The following is a 21,551-nucleotide window of genomic DNA, read 5'->3' on the forward strand; positions in this document are numbered from 1 at the left end:
ATTTTATAAAAACATATATTTGGTGCATTAAATATAACATATCCCCTATATATTGTCAGTTCGAATTGCTTATGTTCGCATAAAAAAGCAAAATGTAGACCTTTTTATCTCCATTTACCTGCTTTATAGCGCATTCTTTCCAGCTTATTTATCTCGTAACATTTTTCACACATGCCAAATCTGTGATTCCATTCCAGTCTCTTCCCACAGCGTTTACATTTGTTGAAGAATTCACCATTAGTAAGTTCTCTTACTATGCGTTCTGATATCTCCTCTTTAAGCATTCTGATACGCTCATCATATTCTGATATATTAAGAGCATTACAGTATGAATTAAGCAGATCCATCTTCTTATACAACTGTTCAAGGTCATCCAGCTTCATGGCTTCTATATCTTCAGATTCAGTATCTACATAATACCACATCCTGCTTACCGGTTCACCGTCAGCTGTCATATCAACAAGATCCTGCCACAAATATTTAAGTTTCTCGTTATTCTCATCAAATGGAATGTTAATAAGACTGTATTCAAGATCTTTATTAATCTTCTCACCATGTTTTTTCTCAATGTATTCAGCAAGTTTAATCCTGTTCTTTAAGTCAGCAACTGAAAAGCATTTCTTTTCAATCGTCTTTAACCATATCTTAAATATCTCTGAAAGGCTGTATGGCATATCCAGAACTTTTCTTGGCGGCTGTATAACGCAGCTTGTTATCTGCTCATATCTTCCATGAAGCAGTTCACCTATCTGGTCCCTGTCCTCTATTGAGTTGACATACCCCTGGTCATACATTCCCTTTCTTCCTGCTCTTCCGGCAATCTGCTTAACCTCACTCATGTTAAGAAATCTTTTGGATTTGCCATCGAATTTTTTCGACTCAGTAAATATTATTCTTCTTATAGGAAGATTTACTCCCATTCCAATAGCATCTGTACATACTACAATTCTGCTCTCTCCATTTAAGAATCTGGCAACCTCTGCTTTTCGCACACTGTATGGAAGTGAACCGTATATAACACTTACTTTATACCCTTCCTTCTTTAGAAGAGTTGCGAGCATAAGAACTTTTCTACGTGAAAATGATACTAAAGCATCTCCATCCCGTATATCATCCGGAAATATGAAATCATGATCTTCAACTATAAGTCTTGAATTCCTTTTATGTCTTATATCCGTATATGTATCTCCACACATTTTTATAAGCATTTTAACAATATGTATTGCATTCGGCGACATGCATACATGTACAACATCAGCATTGACGCCAAGAATTGCCTCTGTCCACGCCCAGCCTCTGTCTGAGTCAGCTACCATCTGTGCCTCATCTATTACACAGACATCAAAATGTCTGCTCATATCCATTTTCTCAACTGTACAGGATAAATGCTTTGCACCATCTCTTATATCCTTCTCCTCACCTGTCGTCAACGAACAGTTAATTCCTCTTGCAAGACTCATCTCCTGAATCTCAAGTGCAAGAAGTCTCAGGGGTGCAAGATACATTCCTGAACCGGCATTATAAAAATCTTCTAATGCATCATGTGTCTTTCCTGTATTAGTCTCTCCTATATGCAATATAAAATGTCTCTTTATATTTCTGGCTTCAGGATACAGCTGTGTTATATCCTCAGGAATACTCTCCATTAATGCGGTCTTTATCTTAAGTTCCTTAAGACTTGCCAAATCTTTAGGTACGAATTTCTTCTTTTTCTTTTTATAGTAATATCTTGCCATTTATTTTCCTATTGTTTTCTGAAATATAAACAAGAAGCATGACAATACATAAAACATTACATATTGTCACGCTTCTTTCTGTAAGGTCAGTCTGATTATTTAGCTGCTGCAGGATTATTCTTCTTAGTAGCAATCTCATCCTTAAGCATTGCAACAAATTCGTCCTTAGATACTGTAGTTGACTTCTGCTCTCCGTGAAGTCTGTAGCTTACAGTTCCATCTGCTGCTTCATTCTTACCAAGCACAATAAGGTAAGGAATCTTCTTTACCTGAGCTTCTCTTACTCTGTATCCAAGCTTTTCTGCTCTCTCATCAATCTCAACTCTGATTCCATTATCTGCAAGATAATCATAGAGACCATGAGCATAAGCATTTAACTCTTCATCTTCATTCTTAACCGGAAGAATTGTAGCCTGTACAGGAGCAAGCCATAATGGAAGGTTACCCTTTGTCTCCTCAAGTATATAAGCCATGAATCTGTCAAGAGAACCAAGGATAGCTCTGTGAAGAACTACAGGTGTCTTTCTCTGTCCATCTTTATCAATGTATGTTAAGTTGAACTTAGATGGAAGACAGAAATCAAGCTGGCATGTTGATAAAGTATATTCATTACCGATAGCAGGCTTAACATTTACATCAAGCTTAGGTCCGTAGAATGCAGCCTCTCCGATTTCCTCTGTGTACTCAATTCCGATATCATTAAGAACCTTTCTTAATGCGTTCTCAGCATTGTTCCACATTTCATCATCATCATGATACTTTACCTTATCCTCTGGATCTCTTAATGAGAGAACACAGCGGTAATCTGTAATATTGAAATCCTTATACGTCTCAAATATAAGGTCTACAACCTTGGCAAATTCTGACTCAATCTGCTCTGGTGTTACGAAAAGGTGGGCATCATTCTGGCAAAAATGTCTTCCTCTCTCAATACCCTTTAATGTTCCACTTGCCTCAAATCTGAAGTCATGTGCAATCTCACCGATTCTTATAGGAAGATCCTTGTAAGAATGCATTTTGTTAGCATATATCATCATGTGGTGAGGGCAGTTCATTGGTCTTAAGACAAATGATTCGCCTTCAACTTCCATAGCTGGGAACATGTTTTCCTTGTAGTGATCCCAGTGGCCTGATGTCTTGTAAAGATTAACTGTACCAACACATGGTGTCATTACATGAAGGTATCCAAGCTTTCTTTCCTTGTCCTTAATGTAATTCTCAAGCTCCTGCCATACTGTATATCCCTTTGGTAAAAACATTGGAAGTCCACGTCCGATTAAGTCATCTGACATGAAAAGTTCCATTTCCTTGCCAATCTTTCTGTGGTCACGTTCCTTTGCTTCCTCAAGAAGCTTAAGATGTTCTTCAAGCTCCTCAGCTGTTGGGAAACATACACCATAGATTCTCTGCATTACATGATTGCTGGCATCGCCCTTCCAGTATACACCAGAATATTTAACAAGCTTGAAGTTCTTGCAGAGCTTAGTATTATCGACATGAGGTCCACGACAGAGGTCTGTGAAATCGCCCTGGTCATATACTGTAATGTTGCCATCTTCAAGACCGCTTATAAGATCAAGCTTATACATATCATCCTTGAACATCTCAAGGGCTTCTTCCTTAGAAACTTCTCTTCTGTATATCTTCTTGCCTTCCTTGCAGATTTTCTTCATTTCTTTTTCGATAGCTTCAATAGCATCGTCATTGATTACATTATCTCCAAGGTCTATATCATAATAGAATCCCTCTTTAACTACTGGTCCAACCCAGAACTTAGCATGTGGATATAAATGCTTAACTGCCTGTGCCATAACATGTGCACATGAATGATTAAGAGTATTCAGTCTTTCATCTTCCTTAAAATTAACCATGATAAATCTCCTTTTGTGTTAATATTTTTGTTGCTATTCTCATCGCTGCTTGTGCTCGTAGCTCATGTTCCAGAGCTTCGCTCTGTCACTGTCGCGGTGCTCCTCGAATATCCATGCAAAGTCCACACCCTGTTCAAGCACAGCTGTTGACTTTCCCTGTATATTCTCATCGCTACTCGCGCAAAAAAGCCCCTTATACAGTGGCTTTCCAGCTTGCTGTATAAGGGGCGAATATTCAATCCGCGGTTCCACCCTTATTATTCTCTCAATCAGGAGAACATCTCATTATGATTATAACGGAATCACCGTGCCGTATTAGGGCCGCTCGGAGGTGGTTTTCCCATATCCGTATTCTAAAGCACTTCCACCATATATGCTTCTCTCTGTAGAACCGTAACATAGTACTCTTCTCGTCAACGCTTTAGTAAGAAGTATATTTCAAATTTTACATAATGTCAACCTGTTAATCATTGATTTTTGTATTTAAAAATGCTATTATTTCTATATTAATTTTCGAACAATTTAATATTATTTTTAGGGAGGAACTAATGGATAAATTACATTCACACAACTATCTTATTGTTTTAGTTGGAACAATTGCATTATCAGTTATGACATTTTTTTCAGAAGGGATTAATATCCGTGCATTTATCGGAATTGGCATAATGCTTGCCAGTCTTATTGCTGCCGGTATTGGTAAGTTCTTAATTCAGAATCATTTTATTAAAGCTTTGCTCATTAATCTTACGCCTTCAATTGCTACATTTGTATATGCTTTTGTTTTAGGCGGCAACTCAGTTGCATTTCTTGCCAACTTTGTATTTCTATCAATGATGGCATTATATTTTGATAAGAAGTACATTATATATTACTCTGTTCCTGTTGCTAATATTGCACTTATATGTACCATATTTTTCCCATTCGTTATTGATGGGGCTAATTACGACAGAGTAGATGCCTTTACAAAGGTATTCCTTTTTGACCTTGTTGCTATTATTTTATACAAAGCTGTTGACAGAGGACGAGAGCTTCTTTCTCAGAGTGAAGAAACACTATCTACTATTAACAGCAACTCACATGCAGCCAATGACATAGCCATTAATCTTAATTCAGCTATCGAAAATTGTAAGAACGGTCTTGATAACTTATCTGAACAGGCAACTAAGGTAAATGAAGCTGCTTCTCAGATGAATACCGTTATTGACGATACAACCAATGCAACTATATCTGTAACTGAGAGAATTCAGGATGCCACCGATGAAATCAATAAGAATTATGAGCTTTCCAAAGAGCTTGATGCTGGCTTCGAAAAAGTTGATACATCAGTCAGAGCCGGTAATAACGAAGTAAATGTTGTTAAAAACACTCTTTCGGAGATGGCAGAAACTGTTGGCTCTGCCAGAGGAGCTATGTCTGAGCTTATGAACGAGATGTCTAAGATTACTTCAATTCTTGAAGAAATCAACGCAATTGCAGCCCAGACTAATCTTCTTTCTCTTAATGCCTCAATTGAAGCCGCAAGAGCCGGTGAACATGGTAAAGGATTTGCTGTAGTTGCAGATGAAATCCGTCATCTTTCTGAACAGAGTTCAGAAGCTGCAGACAATATACACAAAATCATTAACGGTCTTTCAGGTATGACAGATGAAGTTTCTAACCGCGTGAATGCAGGTGCTGAATCAGCTAATGATGTTGTTTCCAAGATGGACACTCTTGTCAATGTCCTCACCGGAATCAATGATTCAACAGAAGTTGCACACGATCTTGTAAGAGAACAGTATAAGGTAATCGAATCTGTCAGGACAGCTTTTGACAGCGTTAACTCAGACATTCAGACGCTTGTTGCTACCTCTGAAGAGAACGCTGCAATGATATCTAATATTTCAGAGAGCATCCGCCAGCAGGAAGAAGCCGTTTCGAATGTTGACGATGGCATCGAGCATGTCTTAAAGCTTTCTGGTGAATTAAAAGAACATTTTAATTAATATGCATATAAAAAGTGGCAGTCTTCAAAAATACCTGAAGTCCTGCCACTATTTTTAACATAAACCTATCTTTTTATCCAATCTAGTTTCTCCAATTAAGTTCCCCTAATCAAGAAAGCTTCATATCTCCATCTTTAACCCAGCCAATCTTTTTAAGAAGCATATTAATAAGCGGACATATCACTGCCGGAAGAATGAATGATATAAGAATCATTCCAGCCCAGTCAAATCCTGTAATTGCTGCCTTAGTTCCATTAGCAATATCAGCTATCCAACCGGAATATACACCTATCTGTCCAACCAGTCCGCATGTACCCATACCAGATGATACCGGAGTGCCATTCATCTGCAGCTTGAACAGGCATGTTGCCATAGGACCTGTAATTGCAGATGTAACTATCGGTGCAATCCATATTCTCGGATTCTTAATTATATTTCCCATCTGAAGCATTGATGTACCAATTCCCTGAGAAACAAGTCCTCCCCATCGGTTCTCCTTAAATGACATAACTGCAAATCCAACCATCTGCGCACAGCAGCCTGCAACTGCTGCTCCGCCTGCAAGCCCAGTAAGTCCAAATGCAGCACATATCGCTGCTGATGATATAGGAAGTGTAAGTGCAATTCCAACAAGAACTGATACTGCAATTCCCATAAGGAAAGGCTGAAGATTAGTTGCAAGCATAATAAGTTCGCCAATCTTCATTGCCGCTTTTCCCAAAGCCGGTGCAATAAGAGCCGCTACTCCTGTTCCAACACCTATAGTAACAAGCGGTGTAACAAGAATATCTATCTTAGTTTCTTTAGAAATCATCTTACCTGCTTCTGCTGCAATAATGGCAACAAAATATACTGCAAGCGGACCACCTGCACCGCCAAGTGCATTAGATGCAAATCCAACAGTTATAAGTGAAAACAGTACAAGTGGAGGGCATTTCAGTGCATAACCGATTGCCACTGCCATTGCCGGTCCGCTCATTGCTGACGCAAGCCCTCCAACTGTATAATTGACACCGCTCACTGTTGCCACAGTATTAGTAAGAAAACCAATATGCAGCTGTGTTCCCAGCGTATTAAGAATCGTTCCTATAAGCAACGAACAGAACAATCCCTGTGCCATCGCACCCAGTGCATCAATACCATACCTTTTAACTGAAACTTCAATATCCTTCCGCTTCAGAAATGTCTTAAATTTCTCCCACATAATAAACCTCACTTTGTAAATTTTCATTATGATAGCATATTACGATGGGATTGTGAATATAGCAATTTTTACTCACCCTATATCATCCAAATTGGTACGATATAGTTATCCTTATCAATTGCACCAAGTGAAGGCTTCATACAGACAACTGCTCCACTTTGTAAGATAACATACCAGCCCCGTATCATAAAAATACAACTTTGGAGTTTTTACAAGACGCTTTAGCAGATTATTAGAATACGGATGAAGATAAAAAATAATACCAAGAGTTTCCAAAATTTCAAGCCAATCCTTTGCCTGTGTCTAGATTAATATCTGCGTCTCTTGCTATTTCTGCCTGAGACATAGATGTAAGAGAAAGTACTGCCACTCTTCCTGCTAAGAATTCCGGTGCATACTGAACTTTATCAATTAATACAGATATAGAGCAGCACTATTCTTTAAATAAAAATGCCTGCTCTATATTCAAATTATCTCTGTTGGATATTTTTAAGAATTGTACCCCGTGTCAAGGACACGATGGGTACAATTTGCCTTCCTATATAACAATTATCTTATATTACAACCCCATTACAATGGTCAATCTCATGCTGGATTATCTGCGCTGTCCAACCTGAGTATTTTCTATGCTGTTTCTTAAAATTCTGGTCAAGATAATCCACTTCAATATCCTGATATCTCGTACATGGACGCACACCTTCTAATGACAGGCATCCTTCCTCCGTCTGGTATTCTCCTGACTTATTAGTTATTACCGGGTTAATCATTGGAAACTGAAATGGTCCTGCTGCCACCACAATAATATTCTTTTTGACTCCAATCATATTAGCAGCCATCCCGACACAGTGGTCAAGATTGGCTATTAATGTATCAAGTAAATCTGTAACCACCTGTTTATCCGACTCTGTTGCATCCACTGATTTCTGTGCCAGAAAGAATGGGTCTTTCACTATTTTCTTTACCATTAGCTGATTCTCCTTATTATGATACCTATCAATAGTCGCATTTTTACAACACTTATAGGTTTATTTTATATATGTCTGTTATCTTAGTCTTGTTTTTTAATTAAAAAGCCTATAAGATGTCTCAAGTTGACTGCTCTTATAGGCTTTTTATTCCATATTTTTCAATTTTGTTGGTGAATTAACCTATCAATACATAATAAATATGTTTCTTATAGAAAAATTGCAAAAGCACGCCCAGAACGCACATTAAGCAAAGAGCTCTCAACAATGCCCACTCGAAAAAGCTCTCCCGACGCAGATTCTACATACATCCTGCCTCATACCATACGACGTACCCTTACAGCAGTTTTCCTAAGAAATCCTCGTCTCACGAATCACCTTTCTTACAGCCAGCACCTTGCCTGCTGAAACTGAAAGCTCATCGACACCCATCTTAAGAAACTCTTCTGTAAGTGTTGTGTCTGCACCGAGTTCACCACATATACCAGCCCAGATGCCCTCTGCATGTGCATTCTCAACAACCATTCTTATCATGGCAAGAATGGCTGGATGATGAGCATCGTAGAAATCATCAAGCTTTGTATTCTGACGGTCAATCGCAAGCGTGTACTGTGTCAGGTCATTAGTTCCAATACTGAAGAAATCCACCTTCTTAGCAAGCTGACGGCTCATAATTACTGCTGCCGGAGTCTCAATCATAATTCCACTCTTAGGATTGCCGAATTCAATTCCCTGCTCTGTAAGCTCAGCCTTGACTTCATTCTCAATAACCTTAATCTTATCAACTTCCTGTTCGCTGATTATCATAGGGTACATGATAGATATGTTTCCATACGCGCTTGCTCTGTAAAGAGCACGTAACTGTGTCTTGAATATCTCAGGTCTTGTCAGGCATATCCTGATTGCTCTAAGACCAAGAGCAGGATTATCCTCTTTATCCAATTCGAAATAATCACACTGCTTATCAGCACCGATATCAAGAGTCCTTATAATTACCGGTTTTCCGGCCATGCTTTCAGCTACAGTACGGTATATGTTGAACTGTTCTTCTTCTGTTGGAAATGTATCAGATTCAAGATATATGAATTCACTTCGAAACAGTCCGATTCCTGCTGCATCATTGGCAATAACATTTGCGAGATCCTTAATATTACCAATATTAGAATAAAGCTTAATCTTCTTGCCATCTAAAGTCACATCTTCCTTGCCTTTAAGTTCCTGTAAAAGAGCTTTCTTCTCATTGTCTTTGCGCTGTTCCTCCTGCATTACTGACAGGGTTGCCTCATCAGGTTCAATGTATACAACACCGTTAGTTCCATCGACAACAGCAAGCTTTCCATTAAGAGATTCATCAATAACAATATCTGAACCAATTAAAGCCGGAATCCCCATTGTTCTTGCAAGAATTGCAGTATGTGAATTAACTGAACCCTTCTGTGTAACAAATGATAATATCTTGCTCTTATCCATCTGGACTGTCTCTGATGGTGCCAGATCCTCTGCCACCATAATAACAGGCTCATCTGCATCTACACCGCTTCCTGTATTGCCGGAAAGTATTCCTAACAGTCTTTCTGTAATATCTTTGACATCTGCTGCTCTTCCACGCATATATTCATCGTCCATAGCCGCAAACATCTGTGAAAAATTATCCCCTGTCTGGGCTATGGCATATTCTGCATTCACCATCTGACTCTCGATAATATGCTCAACAGATTCCTTATAATCGTCATCCTCAAGCATCATCTGATGAATCTCAAATATTGCCGCATTAGCCTCGCCAACTTCGCGAAGTGCTTTATCATGAAGTTCCCCCAGTTGTTTAAAGGCTGTTTCTACAGCTTCATAATAACGGTTCTTCTCTGCTTCTGCATCAGTAATCTTTACACGCTTAACCTGATGTTCACCTTTTTCATACACCATTATCTTACCTATAGCAATGCCTCCAAATACACTTTTTCCAGTATATTTATTCATGTGCACCTCCTAACTGCTACATATTGCTCTTCATGAATTCTTCAATCTTAGCTGCTGCAGCCTCTTCATCTTCACCTTCTACAGTAATTGTAACTTCATTTCCACATTTTACTGCAAGTGCCATAACACCGAAGATTTTCTTGCAGTCTCCTGACTTGCCATCCTTAGTAATTGTAATCTTACTGCTAAATTCCTTGGCTGCCTTTACAAGCTCTCCTGCCGGACGAGCATGTATGCCTTCTGCATCTGTAATAACGTACTTAAATGCCTTCATAATTAAAAACCACCTTTCTTAGGCTGCTTTCTTCTTAAAGAGCCCTAAACATATTGTTGAGATGATAGTTCCTGCCACAAGTGCAATCACATAATATATTGCATTGCCTACTACAGGGAATACGAAAATGCCGCCATGTGGTGCCATTAAAGTACATTTGAAAAACATACTGACAGCACCTGCTGCACCTGAACCTATGATACATGCTGGTATTACATGTAAAGGATCTGCTGCCGCATAAGGTATTGCACCTTCTGTTATAAATGCAAGTCCCATAATAAAGTTAGTTGGACCGGCATCTCTTTCTTCCTTAGTAAACTTATTCTTAAAAAGTATTGTTGCAAGAGCAATCGCACATGGTGGAACCATACCACCTATCATTACTGCTGCCATTATATCATAATTACCTGCTGCAATGGAAGCAGTTCCGAAAACATATGCTGCTTTATTGAATGGACCACCCATATCAATTGCCATCATGGCTGCAAGTATGAATCCAAGAAGAACCCTGCTTGTGCTTCCCATTCCTGCAAGGAAGCTGTTAAGTCCTGTGTTAATCCCACCCATTACAGGCTCTACAATAAATGTCATTCCAAGTCCTATTACCAGAATACCCACTACCGGATATATAAGTACAGGTGCTATCTTTTCCAATGCCTCTGGTAACTTATCACATATTTTTCTTAAAAGAACTATAATGTATCCTGCTGCAAAACCTGCAACCAGAGCGCCTAAGAATCCAGACTTTCCATTAGCTGCGATATAACCGCCAACAAAACCAAGTGCAAGTGCCGGTCTGTCACCAATGGCCATTGCAATAAATCCTGCCAGAACAGGGAGCATGAAGCCAAATGCTGCTCCACCGATAGACTTAAACAGTGCCGCAACAGGTGTTATCGTACCAAAGTTGCTTCGTTCTGCCTCTGACAGTGCATTCATATCAACATTAAGTCCATCAATAAGAAATGCTATGGCAATCAGAATACCTCCGCCTACAACGAAAGGTAACATATGTGATACACCATTCATAAGCTGTGTATATATCTTATGTCCAATTCCGCCGCCTTTCTTTGCTGATGTGCTTTCCTTCTTCTCAGAAGTTCCTGCCTTATATACAGGTGCATCTCCTGCAAGAGCTTTCTTTATAAGTTCATCTGCTTTATTAATTCCATCTGAAACCTGACACTCAATTACTTTCTTTCCATCAAATCTCTCCATTGGAACCTGTGCATCTGCTGCTACAATAATACATTCTGCTGATTCAATATCTTCATCTGTCAACACATTCTTAGCTCCGCCAGAACCTCTTGTTTCAATCTTAATTGCACATCCAGCCTTAGCTGCTGCCTTCTCAAGTCCTTCTGCTGCCATGTAAGTATGTGCAATACCTGTCGGGCAGGAAGTAACTGCAAGAATCTTAGCCAGCTTGTCATCTTCCTTTTCAAGTCTTTCATCTATACTCTTAGCTTCCTCATCAGCCCCATCAATAATTTCAAGGAATTCCTCCGGGCTTCCGGCTTTCATAAGCTTTGCTACGAAATTCTCATCCATAAGAAGCACTGATAACTTACTTAACACATCAAGATGTACATTATCCTTAGTATCCGGCGCTGCAATAAGGAAAAGAACCTTTACCGGCTCATCATCAAGCGATTCAAAATCAACTCCATCCTTAATAATCATTGCTGCAAGTCCTGGTGCATTAACAGCACTGCATTTGCCATGAGGAATTGCTATTCCTTCTCCTACACCTGTTGTACTTTCTTCTTCTCTTGCATATACTTTAGCCTTGTAGCTTTCGATATCATCAATCTTTCCGCTCTTTGCCATAAGTTCTACAGCCATATCAAGAGCCTCACTCTTTGTCTTAGGAGCAGCATTAAGATTGATACTTCTCTTATCAAGTAAATCTGTAATTCTCATAAAATACCTCCATTCATTACATTATCCCTTGCAGGTAACCTCCACCCGCTTTAATACCTCTGAAATCTCTCTTTTTGTTGCTAGATTTTCTGAAAATGCACTGGCACTTCCTGTTGCAACGCCCATCCGGAATGCATCTTCATAATTGCCTGTCTGAAGATACCCCGCCATAAATCCTGCAACCATTGAATCACCTGCACCTACTGAATTCTTAAGCTCGCCCTTTGGTGCATCTGCTTCATATACGTTTCCATGTTCATCAATAAGAACTGCGCCTTTTCCACCCATCGATATAAGCACATTGACAGCTCCCATATTCTGCAGCTTCCTTGCATATGGAATAACCTCTTCCTTAGATTCAAGCTTAACACCAAATATATCTCCAAGTTCATGCTGATTAGGCTTGATAAGAAATGGGTGATATTCAAGGACATTAAGTAAAAGCCTGCTTGTCGCATCAACTATGATCTTAACATCTCTTCCCTGTAGTCTTTCCATTATTCTTCTGTATATATCGTCTGATATACATGAAGGAATACTTCCTGCAAGCACAAGAACATCTCCACTTGAAAGTCTGTCAATCTTACTTACAAGAGAATGGAGATTATCTTCTGATATCTGAGGTCCCATTCCGTTAATCTCTGTTCCATCTATGTTCTTAATCTTCATGTTTATTCTTGAAAAGCCATTATCAATCTGAATAAAATCTGTATTAATGCCATACTCTGATACCATGTCACATATCTGTTTTCCGGTAAACCCGGCTACAAAACCAAATGCTGTTGTATCAAATTCAAGATTATTAAGAACTATCGAAACATTAATTCCTTTACCACCTGGAAGCATATGCTCATATGATGTTCTGTTCGTCATCCCCAGTTCAAAACTCTTAACTTCCACTATATAATCCAGTGACGGATTAAATGTTACTGTATATACCATTGTCTCTCCTTTCTGGCTTCACGACCTTTTTGTTATAATTATAATACAATCATATCCATTCAAAATCAATCATATTCATCCACAAACTTTTAGATTATTTTTGTGCATTTTTAACAAATTATCATCAGAATGCTTTCCCTAAATATACATTGTGTATTAACTTCATAACTTTCAGTATCGGTCAAAAACCAAAAAAATATGCCAGAACTTCAGACTCAGCCAAAGTTCCGGCATATTAGTATTATATATTATTATATTAATGTTTTCCCTTAAGAAGTGGTGATAATGGCTTATATATAAGCATTGATATTCCCACGTCAATAAGTCCCTTGACTATTGTAAAAGGAAGATTAAAGCATATCAGACACTGCATGATTGATTTCATAGATGGAATTATAGCCTGATACAGACTTAATATTACCACCTCTGGCATTGCCAGTTTATAATACACAGGATACACTATTAAATAATTCGAGAACACACTGAATACACCCATTGCCACGGCACCGCATAAACCGCCAAGCAATGCTCCTGTCTTAGACCTTTTCTTCTTATAAACAATTCCTGCTGTAAACACGAATACGGAACCGAGTATAAAGTTAGAAAGTTCACCAACAAGCATGCTCTGTGAAGCCGCCAGGTGTACAACATTCTTAATGAGACATATTATAATACCTGCCACCGGTCCGAGTGCATAAGCACCAAGCAACGCCGGAAGATCCGAAAAATCAAACTTGATAAATCCTGGCATAATAGGAATCGGTATCTCCAGATACATAAGAACTACTGCTACCGCTGAAAGCATACCCGTCACTGCTATCGTTCTCACATTACTCTTAGTATTAACATTACTCATTGCTTTTATTCTCCCTTGTATTCTGTAATATTATTCTGCCTCCTTAAGGTGCATCTTTTTTGATGCATGCTCCATAGCTTCAACAAGAGTTCTCATATCACTAAGTATCTGTGTAGTTCTTTCTTCACCAAGTTCAGCAATAACATTACCATAATATTCTCTGTTATTGTCCTCTCTTTTTTTCAAGAAATCCCTTCCGGCATCAGTGAATACGAGATATGTACCATCTGTTCCTTTGCCATCATGTTTCCATAAAGCATAGCCCATGTCCTTAAGACTGCTTGCGATTGCCGATGTCTGTGGAATTGATATTCTCATAAATGAAGACAAATCCTTAAGATATGTCTTATCCTTGCCATCAATGCAATCTTTCTCCATTACCTTGAGTGCAATATAATCTGCCAGCTCAAGACCATTGTAAAAATTCTTTCTTCTCTCCTTATCCATCAGGAACCTCTGAAATATAAGTTCTGTAGATAATTCGAAGCTTTCAAAACTATTGTTCATGTCCCTATCTCCTCTCTGTTTTAAAATAATGATTCGATAGATTTATATTACCAGAAAAATTCTTATATGTCTGTATAACAATCGTGAACAATTGTTAAAAAGTTATAAACTATGGATTACAGCATTCCGCTGCCGTATATCCTGCTCCAATAAGTTCTTCCTTTTCCGCATTAGAATATAATATATTTCTGCTTCCTATCTTGTCTGCGTTCTCACAATCAGGCCTATGAATTGTCATTGTGCCATTATTTATAATATATTGATAATCCCGTGTGACTTTAGCAAGATTAAGATATTCGCCTGTATATGTTGATTTTCCTGTTGAATAATCAAAGCTGATGCCAGGCTGGGCATTATATAAGAAAACATTAAAGCATATTCCTGCTCCATCATCCTCAACAGAATAAGCTTCCATAAGAACTCCTCTGCACATAAGTTCATCACTCTTATATATTGGAGTAACTCTCAACATCACATGATTAGAAGTTCTTTCTATATATCTTGCAATTATGACCTCATATACATTCATATTATTACTCATAAAAGGACTTGCTGTGATGATATTTCTTTTTTCAGTATAAGCTCCACTCAAAAACCTTGCAATACATGAAGTTCTTTTCTGACTGTATCCGTCACCATCTATGCATTCATATTTCTCGCTGTTCCAACCTGTTGGATAATTATCACCCATGCTGTCTTTTTTCTCATCATCTTCAGGCATAGTTTCTGTTCCTATGCACCCCATAGTTGATGAAACTCTTTTAAGAGTATCCAGAGCCGCATACTTAACATATGCTTTTTTTGTCAGCTCTTTCTCTGTAAAATACGGCTTATTACCGTTAACCTCTACATATGCCTTAGTTCCATCATATTGCTGTACATTTTCATAATCAAACTGCACACTCTTGGTAATAGCATCGCCTGATGAAATATTATTAAACAGCTTATATCCGCCAAATACTATCAACGCAAGTACCGCTAACCCAATTATTATTTTTTTCATTTCGTATCACCCTTCTTCATTCCTGGTATCTGTGCCAGAATAACCGCTGTAAACACAAGTACACACCCCATTATCTCTTTTGGTTTTAACAATTCCCCAAGTACAATCCATCCGGCAAGCACTGCAAACACTGATTCAAGACTCATGACAATAGATGCCACCGAAGGCTGTGCATATTTCTGTCCAACCATCTGAAGTGTATATGCTATACCGCCTGACAATACACCTGCATAAAGTATCGGAATAAGCGCAACTTTAATTCCTGCAAATGTAACATTTTCCGTAAATATCATAGCAAATGTTGAAATAATTGCAATAACCATAAATTGTATACAGGACATTTTCATGCTGTCAGCACTTGAAAATTTATCAATAACCAGAATGTGTGTTGTAAAGCATATTGCTCCCAGGAACACAAGGACATCTCCAAGATATATTCCTGATACACCACCAGACATACATAAAAGATACATTCCGGCAACGCATCCTGCAACAGAAACGCCGGTTATCCAGTGCATTTTCTTACCCATAAAAACCGAAACCACTGAAACCATAACAACATACGTTGCTGTTATAAAGCCAGACCTTCCTGATGCCGCAACGCCTTGTGGATATACACTTATTCCATACTGCTGAAAAGTCATTGCTGCAAATAAAACAATTCCACATATTATGCCCGCACCCAGTGGCCATGTCTGTAAATGGCTTTCATTTTCTGTATTAATCACTTTCCCTGAATTATTTCTTTTATCCAACACATTTTTAATTACAATTACGACTGCCAGAAACAGCGCTCCTACTATAGACCTTGCAGCATTAAATGTAAATGTTCCAACTGCTCCTGCACCACTTGTCTGTGCAACAAATGCCGTCCCCCAGATAAATGCAGTAAGAAGCAGTATCAGGCTTCCCTTTATATTATTCATTACTCTTACCCTTATTAATATATTTGATACCTGTAAATGCACCTATAAGAATAACAAAACCTACAATAAGAGGAATAACAGGATTCTGTACAAATCCTGCAATAACATATGTCACACAAGAAATAACTGCAACTACAATTACATATGGAAGCTGTGTAGACACATGATTCATATGATTACACTGTGCTCCTGCCGAAGCCATAATTGTCGTGTCAGATATTGGTGAACAATGGTCTCCACAGACAGCTCCAGCCATACATGCTGAGATTGATATAATCATCATTGTATGGTTCGTTCCTGAAAATGTATTTACAACAATAGGAATAAGAATTCCAAATGTTCCCCACGATGTTCCTGTTGCAAAAGCAAGGAATACCGCAACCAGAAATATAACTGCCGGCAGAATACTTAACCAGCCGCCCGATACTCCTTTTACAAGTCCGGCAACAAACTCCTTAGCGCCCAGACTGTCTGTCATTGCTTTGAGTGTCCATGCAAATGTAAGAATAAGGATTGCTGGTACCATTGCCTTGAATCCTTCCGGTATGCATGAGCATGATTCATTGAATGAAAGTACCCTTCTTACTGCATAGAACACAATTGTTATTATAAGTGCAAAGAAACTTCCAAGCATAAGTCCTACCGAAGCATCACTTCCTGAAAATGCATCAACAAAGCCTACTCCCTTGAAAAAATCTCCTGAATATAGCATTCCAATTATGCAGCAAACTATAAGTGTAATAATTGGAAACAGCAGATCTAACACTCTTCCGCGTCCCTTAATTACATCTTCTGTTGCGTTAGCATAAGGCCTGTCAGGAGTTGTATACAAGTCTCCCTTAGCTGCATTTGCTTCATGAACTGCCATCGAGCCAAAGTCAACCTTTAACGCTACAATAAGAATCATTGCTGCAATAGTAAATAATGCATAATAATTGTAAGGAATAGCCTTAATAAATATTCCAAAACCATCTTCACCCTCAACAAAACCTGTTACCGCTGCTGCCCATGAAGATATAGGTGCAATAATACAGATTGGTGCCGCTGTTGAATCAATAAGATATGCAAGCTTCGCTCTCGAAACATTATGTTTGTCTGTTACCGGACGCATAACGCTTCCAACAGTAAGACAGTTAAAATAATCATCAATAAATATAAGAATTCCAAGAAGCACCGTAACAAGCTGTGCTCCAACTCTTGTTTTAATATGTCTTCCAGCCCATTCTCCAAATGCTGCAGAGCCACCTGCTTTATTCATCATGCACACCATGATTCCCAGTACAACAAGGAACACCAGAATTCCTACATTGTAAGGATCTGACAATACTCCTACAAGACCATCTTCAAATATATGAAGAACTGATTTTTCAAAACTAAACCCGCTCTGGAATATATTTCCATAGAACAGTCCTCCTATTACAATTCCGACGAAAAGTGAACTGTAAACCTCTTTAGTAATTAACGCTAATATGATAGCAACCAGTGGCGGTATAAGTGCCCAAAAGGTTGCATACAGATTAGGTACATACTGAATAACTTCTTCCATTGTATCTCTCCTTAATAAATATGTATTTTACACTAATTGTATATTCTGCTTTCACTACATGTAAAGTATATAACCTGATAATCCTTTGCAATCTCGTCAAGAAGCTTCATAGCTCCCTTAATGTTATTATCATCAAGATTAACAAACGGATCATCAAATATAAGAAATGGTTTCTCCTCTTTATACATTGCCTCGACAAGTGCCATTCGCATGCATATTCCAACCAGATCCTGCTTCCCTGCACTAAGATATCCTATATCCCTTGGCATATTCTGTTCCATGACAGTAAGCTTTGTATCTGCATCCATACTGAATGTATCCGGTTCATATCCTGCAAGAATTTTGAAATATTTTCTAAACCCTGCCATAACAGGTTCCATATATTTAGCAGTAAATGACTGTTTTGAATCTTCCATTATCTGTTTAGTTAATTTTAACAGTCTTTCCTTTTTTATCTCATTTTCTTGCAAGATTTTCAGCTCATTAAGTTCTTGTCTGAAATTTTCACACTCTTCAGCCTGAATCTGAAGGTTTTCAAGCTGTCTGTTACACTGTGCTATCTGCTCTGAATAATTCTCAATCATAATATCAGTCTGCGACATATCAGCAGCAATATCTTCAAGAGAAACCTTGTCATCTTCATCCTCGCCTGCAGCCAATAAACTTATATCTGTGCCTGCCTCAAAATCATTCTTTGCTGAGACTGCATTTTCATACTCACTTTTAGCACGATAATATTCATCCAGCTTTTTGTCAAGTCTTCTAAGCATTTCTCCAACACTATCATCATCACTATAACCTTTCACATATGACTTAAGAAACTGTGTAATCCCGTCAATCTGCTTTTCATACTGTCTGCTGTAAGCCTCCTGCTTTGAAAGCTCATTGTTAATTCTTATAAAATCAGCAGTATCTCTCTTTATTTTTTCTATTGCAAGTGAATAATTACTGATATCATCCATACAAATAAAACTCTTTAAGAAATTCCTTATTCTGCTCTCAAGCAAACTTATTTCTTCATGTATTCCAGAATCATTCTGCTGCGCTTCCCTTACTTTCAACTCACGATAATTCTCTATATCATGACGTAACTTAGAAAGCTCCCATTCCATATTGTCCATGTTATATGCAATTCCATATTTTTCACAGAAACTCCTTACAATATCCTGCGTATCTGCAATGCTCTTCCTGTCAGCTTCAAGTTCAGACTCCATGGCTTTTAGTCTCTCAGCTGATTCCTCACTTATATTTCTAAATGTCTCATCATGCTGTTTTTTCTTTAAAGTACCAATTCTTCCAGATAAACCACTTATAAATATACCCACAATTATCAGTGTTATTCCAGCCACCATTACTTTAAACGAAAGAATCCCACCAATAACCGCTAAGATAACTCCTGCGACAATTCCCGTAACACTGTTATTCTTATATTCTTTCGCCTTGGCAAGCTTTGTGTTTTCATTTTCCCTCACAATTTCTAATTTAATTTCCTTGCCAGCAAGAGAATTCTGTTTATTCCGGGCTGCTATCCATCTGTCATGAATTATTCCTATATCTTCGTCAGGAACACCCTCTGCAAAGCGCTTTTTTAACTGATTCAGTTTTTTCTGCTCATCCTCTGACAGTCTGTTTTTTGAACACAGGTTTCTAAATTCATCAAGTCTGACAGCAAGCCCCTGATATTCATCAAGAACAGCATTATCAGGAACCCCTTGCCCATATATTTTCTGAAGTTCTTCGAATCGCCTTTTATCTTGCTCATCGACATGAGCCAGTCTGCCACTTAACTTTCCAGCATCATCAAAAATTTCAATCTGCTTTATTATCTCATTCTTTTCAGGAATAGTACCATTGAAATATTCTTTCATATGTTCAAAAATATTCTTTTTATTGTTACATTCCTTTAACAATAACTGATACTTTTCCTTCATTGCCTGAACATCTTTTTTTGCACTTAAAACCTTCTGCTGTTCCTGCAGCTTTTCTTTACAGGCTTTGAGATTTTCTCTTTTCTCACACAATTCATCTCTTATCTTAGTCTGCTCATCAATAGTCTTATCAATTTCTGCATAATTATTAATCTGAGCTGTCAGCTGTGTGATTTTTGATTTTCTTTTTGCAATAGAACCTGTAACCCTTGTACTCGTTATATTGTTAAGTTCTGCCGTAAGTCTTGCCACAGCAGTTTCAAAATTATTAATATCATCTGTATTATCTGCAAGATTTCCAATCTTAGCATTTATGCTGTCAGTAGTTGCCGTAACACAATCACTCTGACCTATAAACACAGTTCTCTCAAAAGATTGTGCATCTATCTTAAATAATTCATCTCCTATATCAGAAGAAAAATCATTACATTCCATATTTGTGTCTTTTCTTACAAGCAGAAATTCATCATCTGCCTGTTTCTTTCCAAATACTCTTCTAAGTGAATAAACAACATCATTTACCTCAAATATAATTTCACCGCCATATACTCCTTTCTGCCACGGCATATAACGGTTCCTTTCCTTGTCTGCAAGTTTCTTCTTGCTTTCGTTCTTAAAACCATAAAACATTACCCGGATAAATGCAGCCAGTGTACTTTTGCCCCAGCCATTATCCTCACATATGGTATTACATTCACCAGAGAAATCATATGTAACATTATTCAGTTTTCCAAAATTCTCAATTGTACAACTGATAAGTTTCATCAGCCTATCTCCTCTCCCTGTAATGCCTGTAGTCCATATCTTATAATCTCAGCCTTATCCTGTTCACTAATATCATTTCTTGCCATAACATTTCTTATATATTCACCTTTAAGCGACATATCATGCTCATATAACATATAATCAATATTATATATAGTATTGTCCTTTATCTTAAATGCATAGAATTTTCCCTCAAACTGCTTCCCCAGGTAATCCGTGTTTTTTTCACATTCAACATCAAGAGCACCTGTAAGTTCAACTTTAACAAGACTCTCTTTAGTATATCCTGACATTTCAAGAAAGCTTCTTACACGCTTCTCTATTTCAAATGTGTTTTCACACCCTGTAACATTGACCTGTGCAACATAAATATTTCTTCTTGCAAATGGAACAAAATATGTATCAGAACTGCCAGAGGTTTCATCAATATCAAGCACTACAAAACCATGCTCTCCAGCCTCATCAAAGCCCCTTCCCTCAAGGCATCCCGGATAACAATACACTCCTCTGGCATCCAGCCTGTCACTTGAATATTCATGTACGTGTCCAAGTGCAAGATAATCAATTCCACGGTTTCTTAAATCCTTAAGACTTATTATCTGTGCATTATTCTTAGAAATGTGAGAAGCCTCCTGCCCATGCAGTACAACAATATTATAATTGCCTGCATTGAGAGAAAGGCTTCCATATATCTTACCCGCATTATCACTGTCAAGTTCCACGCCGGTAATAACGATATCTTTTGTAATACCACCATTATTAATTATACCGGCATTGTAACTTGTCCATTCTTTTCCAAACATACGAAGATTAGCAGGAATCTCATCCAGATATGATACAAAGCTTCCATTGTCATGATTACCCTGCAGATAATAAAATGTAATACCCGGATTATTAATTATTATATTATATACTTCTTTCTTTGCTCCAACTGATATGTTCCTTGTATCAAACAAATCCCCCGCAATTATAATAACACCGATACACTCCTTCACAGCATATCCAACCATATCCTTAAAAGATGCCAGCAGCTCATTTCTGCGTTCTCTTGCCTTATCTTTATCAAGATTAGCCGTCATCGCTGAATCCAGATGAATATCTGCACAATGCAAAATCTTCATATCTTCTCAACCTCAACTAATA

At 38.0% G+C, this 21,551-nt stretch carries 16 protein-coding genes, 1 pseudogene and 1 other annotated feature; of the genes and pseudogenes, 1 reads left to right on the plus strand and 16 read right to left on the minus strand.

Annotated features, from left to right (window positions below):
• Window positions 1-104 precede the first annotated feature (104 nt).
• Entirely contained in the window at window positions 105-1,736 is a 1,632-nt protein-coding gene (locus tag EUBELI_RS12705) for a helicase-related protein (RefSeq protein WP_012740779.1), read from the minus strand.
• A gap of 95 nt (window positions 1,737-1,831) precedes the next feature.
• Entirely contained in the window at window positions 1,832-3,607 is a 1,776-nt protein-coding gene (thrS, locus tag EUBELI_RS12710) for a threonine--tRNA ligase (protein ID WP_012740780.1), read from the minus strand.
• A 220-nt stretch (window positions 3,608-3,827) separates the two neighbouring features.
• Window positions 3,828-4,033, minus strand: a binding site (T-box leader).
• A gap of 122 nt (window positions 4,034-4,155) precedes the next feature.
• Between thrS and EUBELI_RS12720 the strand changes: the two genes are divergently transcribed.
• Window positions 4,156-5,592, plus strand: a complete 1,437-nt coding sequence (locus tag EUBELI_RS12720; protein WP_041688964.1) for a methyl-accepting chemotaxis protein — start codon at window positions 4,156-4,158, stop codon at window positions 5,590-5,592.
• 109 nt (window positions 5,593-5,701) lie between these two features.
• On the opposite strand, the gene EUBELI_RS12725 is transcribed toward EUBELI_RS12720, so the two are convergent.
• From EUBELI_RS12725 to EUBELI_RS12785, 14 genes and pseudogenes are all read right to left on the minus strand, one after another.
• Window positions 5,702-6,796: a PTS transporter subunit IIC gene (locus EUBELI_RS12725; protein WP_041688965.1), complete on the minus strand. Its 1,095-nt coding sequence runs from the start codon at window positions 6,794-6,796 to the stop codon at window positions 5,702-5,704.
• A gap of 150 nt (window positions 6,797-6,946) precedes the next feature.
• Window positions 6,947-7,093 (minus strand): annotated as a pseudogene (locus EUBELI_RS15005) (DUF4143 domain-containing protein); the annotation flags it as partial.
• A gap of 257 nt (window positions 7,094-7,350) precedes the next feature.
• Window positions 7,351-7,761 (minus strand): peptide deformylase, encoded by a 411-nt coding sequence (locus EUBELI_RS12730; protein ID WP_012740785.1) that lies wholly within the window; start codon window positions 7,759-7,761, stop codon window positions 7,351-7,353.
• 351 nt (window positions 7,762-8,112) lie between these two features.
• On the minus strand, window positions 8,113-9,738 hold the full coding sequence (gene ptsP / locus EUBELI_RS12735; protein WP_012740786.1) for a phosphoenolpyruvate--protein phosphotransferase: 1,626 nt from the start codon (window positions 9,736-9,738) through the stop codon (window positions 8,113-8,115).
• A gap of 16 nt (window positions 9,739-9,754) precedes the next feature.
• The gene (locus tag EUBELI_RS12740) at window positions 9,755-10,012 is read right to left on the minus strand and encodes an HPr family phosphocarrier protein (protein WP_012740787.1); all 258 of its coding nucleotides are present in this window, start codon (window positions 10,010-10,012) and stop codon (window positions 9,755-9,757) included.
• A gap of 18 nt (window positions 10,013-10,030) precedes the next feature.
• A complete protein-coding gene (locus tag EUBELI_RS12745; RefSeq protein ID WP_012740788.1) occupies window positions 10,031-11,935 on the minus strand; it encodes a PTS fructose transporter subunit IIABC in 1,905 nt (634 codons plus the stop codon).
• A 21-nt stretch (window positions 11,936-11,956) separates the two neighbouring features.
• Window positions 11,957-12,877: a 1-phosphofructokinase gene (gene pfkB, locus EUBELI_RS12750; protein WP_012740789.1), complete on the minus strand. Its 921-nt coding sequence runs from the start codon at window positions 12,875-12,877 to the stop codon at window positions 11,957-11,959.
• A gap of 256 nt (window positions 12,878-13,133) precedes the next feature.
• Window positions 13,134-13,733, minus strand: coding sequence for an ECF transporter S component (locus EUBELI_RS12755; protein ID WP_012740790.1), 600 nt, complete (start codon window positions 13,731-13,733; stop codon window positions 13,134-13,136).
• A gap of 30 nt (window positions 13,734-13,763) precedes the next feature.
• Window positions 13,764-14,240, minus strand: a complete 477-nt coding sequence (locus EUBELI_RS12760) for a hypothetical protein (protein ID WP_012740791.1) — start codon at window positions 14,238-14,240, stop codon at window positions 13,764-13,766.
• A gap of 109 nt (window positions 14,241-14,349) precedes the next feature.
• A complete protein-coding gene (locus EUBELI_RS12765; RefSeq protein ID WP_012740792.1) occupies window positions 14,350-15,243 on the minus strand; it encodes a DNA/RNA non-specific endonuclease in 894 nt (297 codons plus the stop codon).
• Window positions 15,240-16,169 (minus strand): DMT family transporter, encoded by a 930-nt coding sequence (locus tag EUBELI_RS12770; protein WP_012740793.1) that lies wholly within the window; start codon window positions 16,167-16,169, stop codon window positions 15,240-15,242. The genes EUBELI_RS12765 and EUBELI_RS12770 overlap by 4 nt, the downstream gene beginning before the upstream one ends.
• Window positions 16,162-17,715 carry a Na+/H+ antiporter NhaC family protein gene (locus EUBELI_RS12775; protein WP_012740794.1) on the minus strand — a complete coding sequence of 518 codons (1,554 nt, stop codon included), beginning with the start codon at window positions 17,713-17,715 and terminating at the stop codon, window positions 16,162-16,164. Before EUBELI_RS12775 ends, EUBELI_RS12770 begins: the two co-directional genes overlap by 8 nt.
• A 32-nt stretch (window positions 17,716-17,747) precedes the next feature.
• The gene (locus EUBELI_RS12780) at window positions 17,748-20,408 is read right to left on the minus strand and encodes an AAA family ATPase (RefSeq protein ID WP_012740795.1); all 2,661 of its coding nucleotides are present in this window, start codon (window positions 20,406-20,408) and stop codon (window positions 17,748-17,750) included.
• On the minus strand, window positions 20,408-21,529 hold the full coding sequence (locus tag EUBELI_RS12785) for a metallophosphoesterase family protein (RefSeq protein ID WP_012740796.1): 1,122 nt from the start codon (window positions 21,527-21,529) through the stop codon (window positions 20,408-20,410). The genes EUBELI_RS12780 and EUBELI_RS12785 overlap by 1 nt, the downstream gene beginning before the upstream one ends.
• Window positions 21,530-21,551: the final 22 nt, after the last annotated feature.

The organism is [Eubacterium] eligens ATCC 27750 (genome assembly GCF_000146185.1).
In the GTDB taxonomy this organism is placed as follows: domain Bacteria; phylum Bacillota; class Clostridia; order Lachnospirales; family Lachnospiraceae; genus Lachnospira; species Lachnospira eligens.

Bases quoted from the DNA above. Each gene is read 5' to 3' on its own strand.
- EUBELI_RS12730 (WP_012740785.1), bottom strand. From the start codon at position 7,761: ATGGTAAAGAAAATAGTGAAAGACCCATTCTTTCTGGCACAGAAATCA.
- thrS (WP_012740780.1), bottom strand. From the start codon at position 3,607: ATGGTTAATTTTAAGGAAGATGAAAGACTGAATACTCTTAATCATTCA.
- EUBELI_RS12780 (WP_012740795.1), bottom strand. From the start codon at position 20,408: ATGAAACTTATCAGTTGTACAATTGAGAATTTTGGAAAACTGAATAAT.
- EUBELI_RS12760 (WP_012740791.1), bottom strand. From the start codon at position 14,240: ATGAACAATAGTTTTGAAAGCTTCGAATTATCTACAGAACTTATATTT.
- pfkB (WP_012740789.1), bottom strand. From the start codon at position 12,877: ATGGTATATACAGTAACATTTAATCCGTCACTGGATTATATAGTGGAA.
- EUBELI_RS12770 (WP_012740793.1), bottom strand. From the start codon at position 16,169: ATGAATAATATAAAGGGAAGCCTGATACTGCTTCTTACTGCATTTATC.
- EUBELI_RS12765 (WP_012740792.1), bottom strand. From the start codon at position 15,243: ATGAAAAAAATAATAATTGGGTTAGCGGTACTTGCGTTGATAGTATTT.
- EUBELI_RS12720 (WP_041688964.1), top strand. From the start codon at position 4,156: ATGGATAAATTACATTCACACAACTATCTTATTGTTTTAGTTGGAACA.
- EUBELI_RS12785 (WP_012740796.1), bottom strand. From the start codon at position 21,529: ATGAAGATTTTGCATTGTGCAGATATTCATCTGGATTCAGCGATGACG.
- EUBELI_RS12755 (WP_012740790.1), bottom strand. From the start codon at position 13,733: ATGAGTAATGTTAATACTAAGAGTAATGTGAGAACGATAGCAGTGACG.
- EUBELI_RS12740 (WP_012740787.1), bottom strand. From the start codon at position 10,012: ATGAAGGCATTTAAGTACGTTATTACAGATGCAGAAGGCATACATGCT.
- EUBELI_RS12705 (WP_012740779.1), bottom strand. From the start codon at position 1,736: ATGGCAAGATATTACTATAAAAAGAAAAAGAAGAAATTCGTACCTAAA.
- EUBELI_RS12745 (WP_012740788.1), bottom strand. From the start codon at position 11,935: ATGAGAATTACAGATTTACTTGATAAGAGAAGTATCAATCTTAATGCT.
- EUBELI_RS12725 (WP_041688965.1), bottom strand. From the start codon at position 6,796: ATGTGGGAGAAATTTAAGACATTTCTGAAGCGGAAGGATATTGAAGTT.
- EUBELI_RS12775 (WP_012740794.1), bottom strand. From the start codon at position 17,715: ATGGAAGAAGTTATTCAGTATGTACCTAATCTGTATGCAACCTTTTGG.
- ptsP (WP_012740786.1), bottom strand. From the start codon at position 9,738: ATGAATAAATATACTGGAAAAAGTGTATTTGGAGGCATTGCTATAGGT.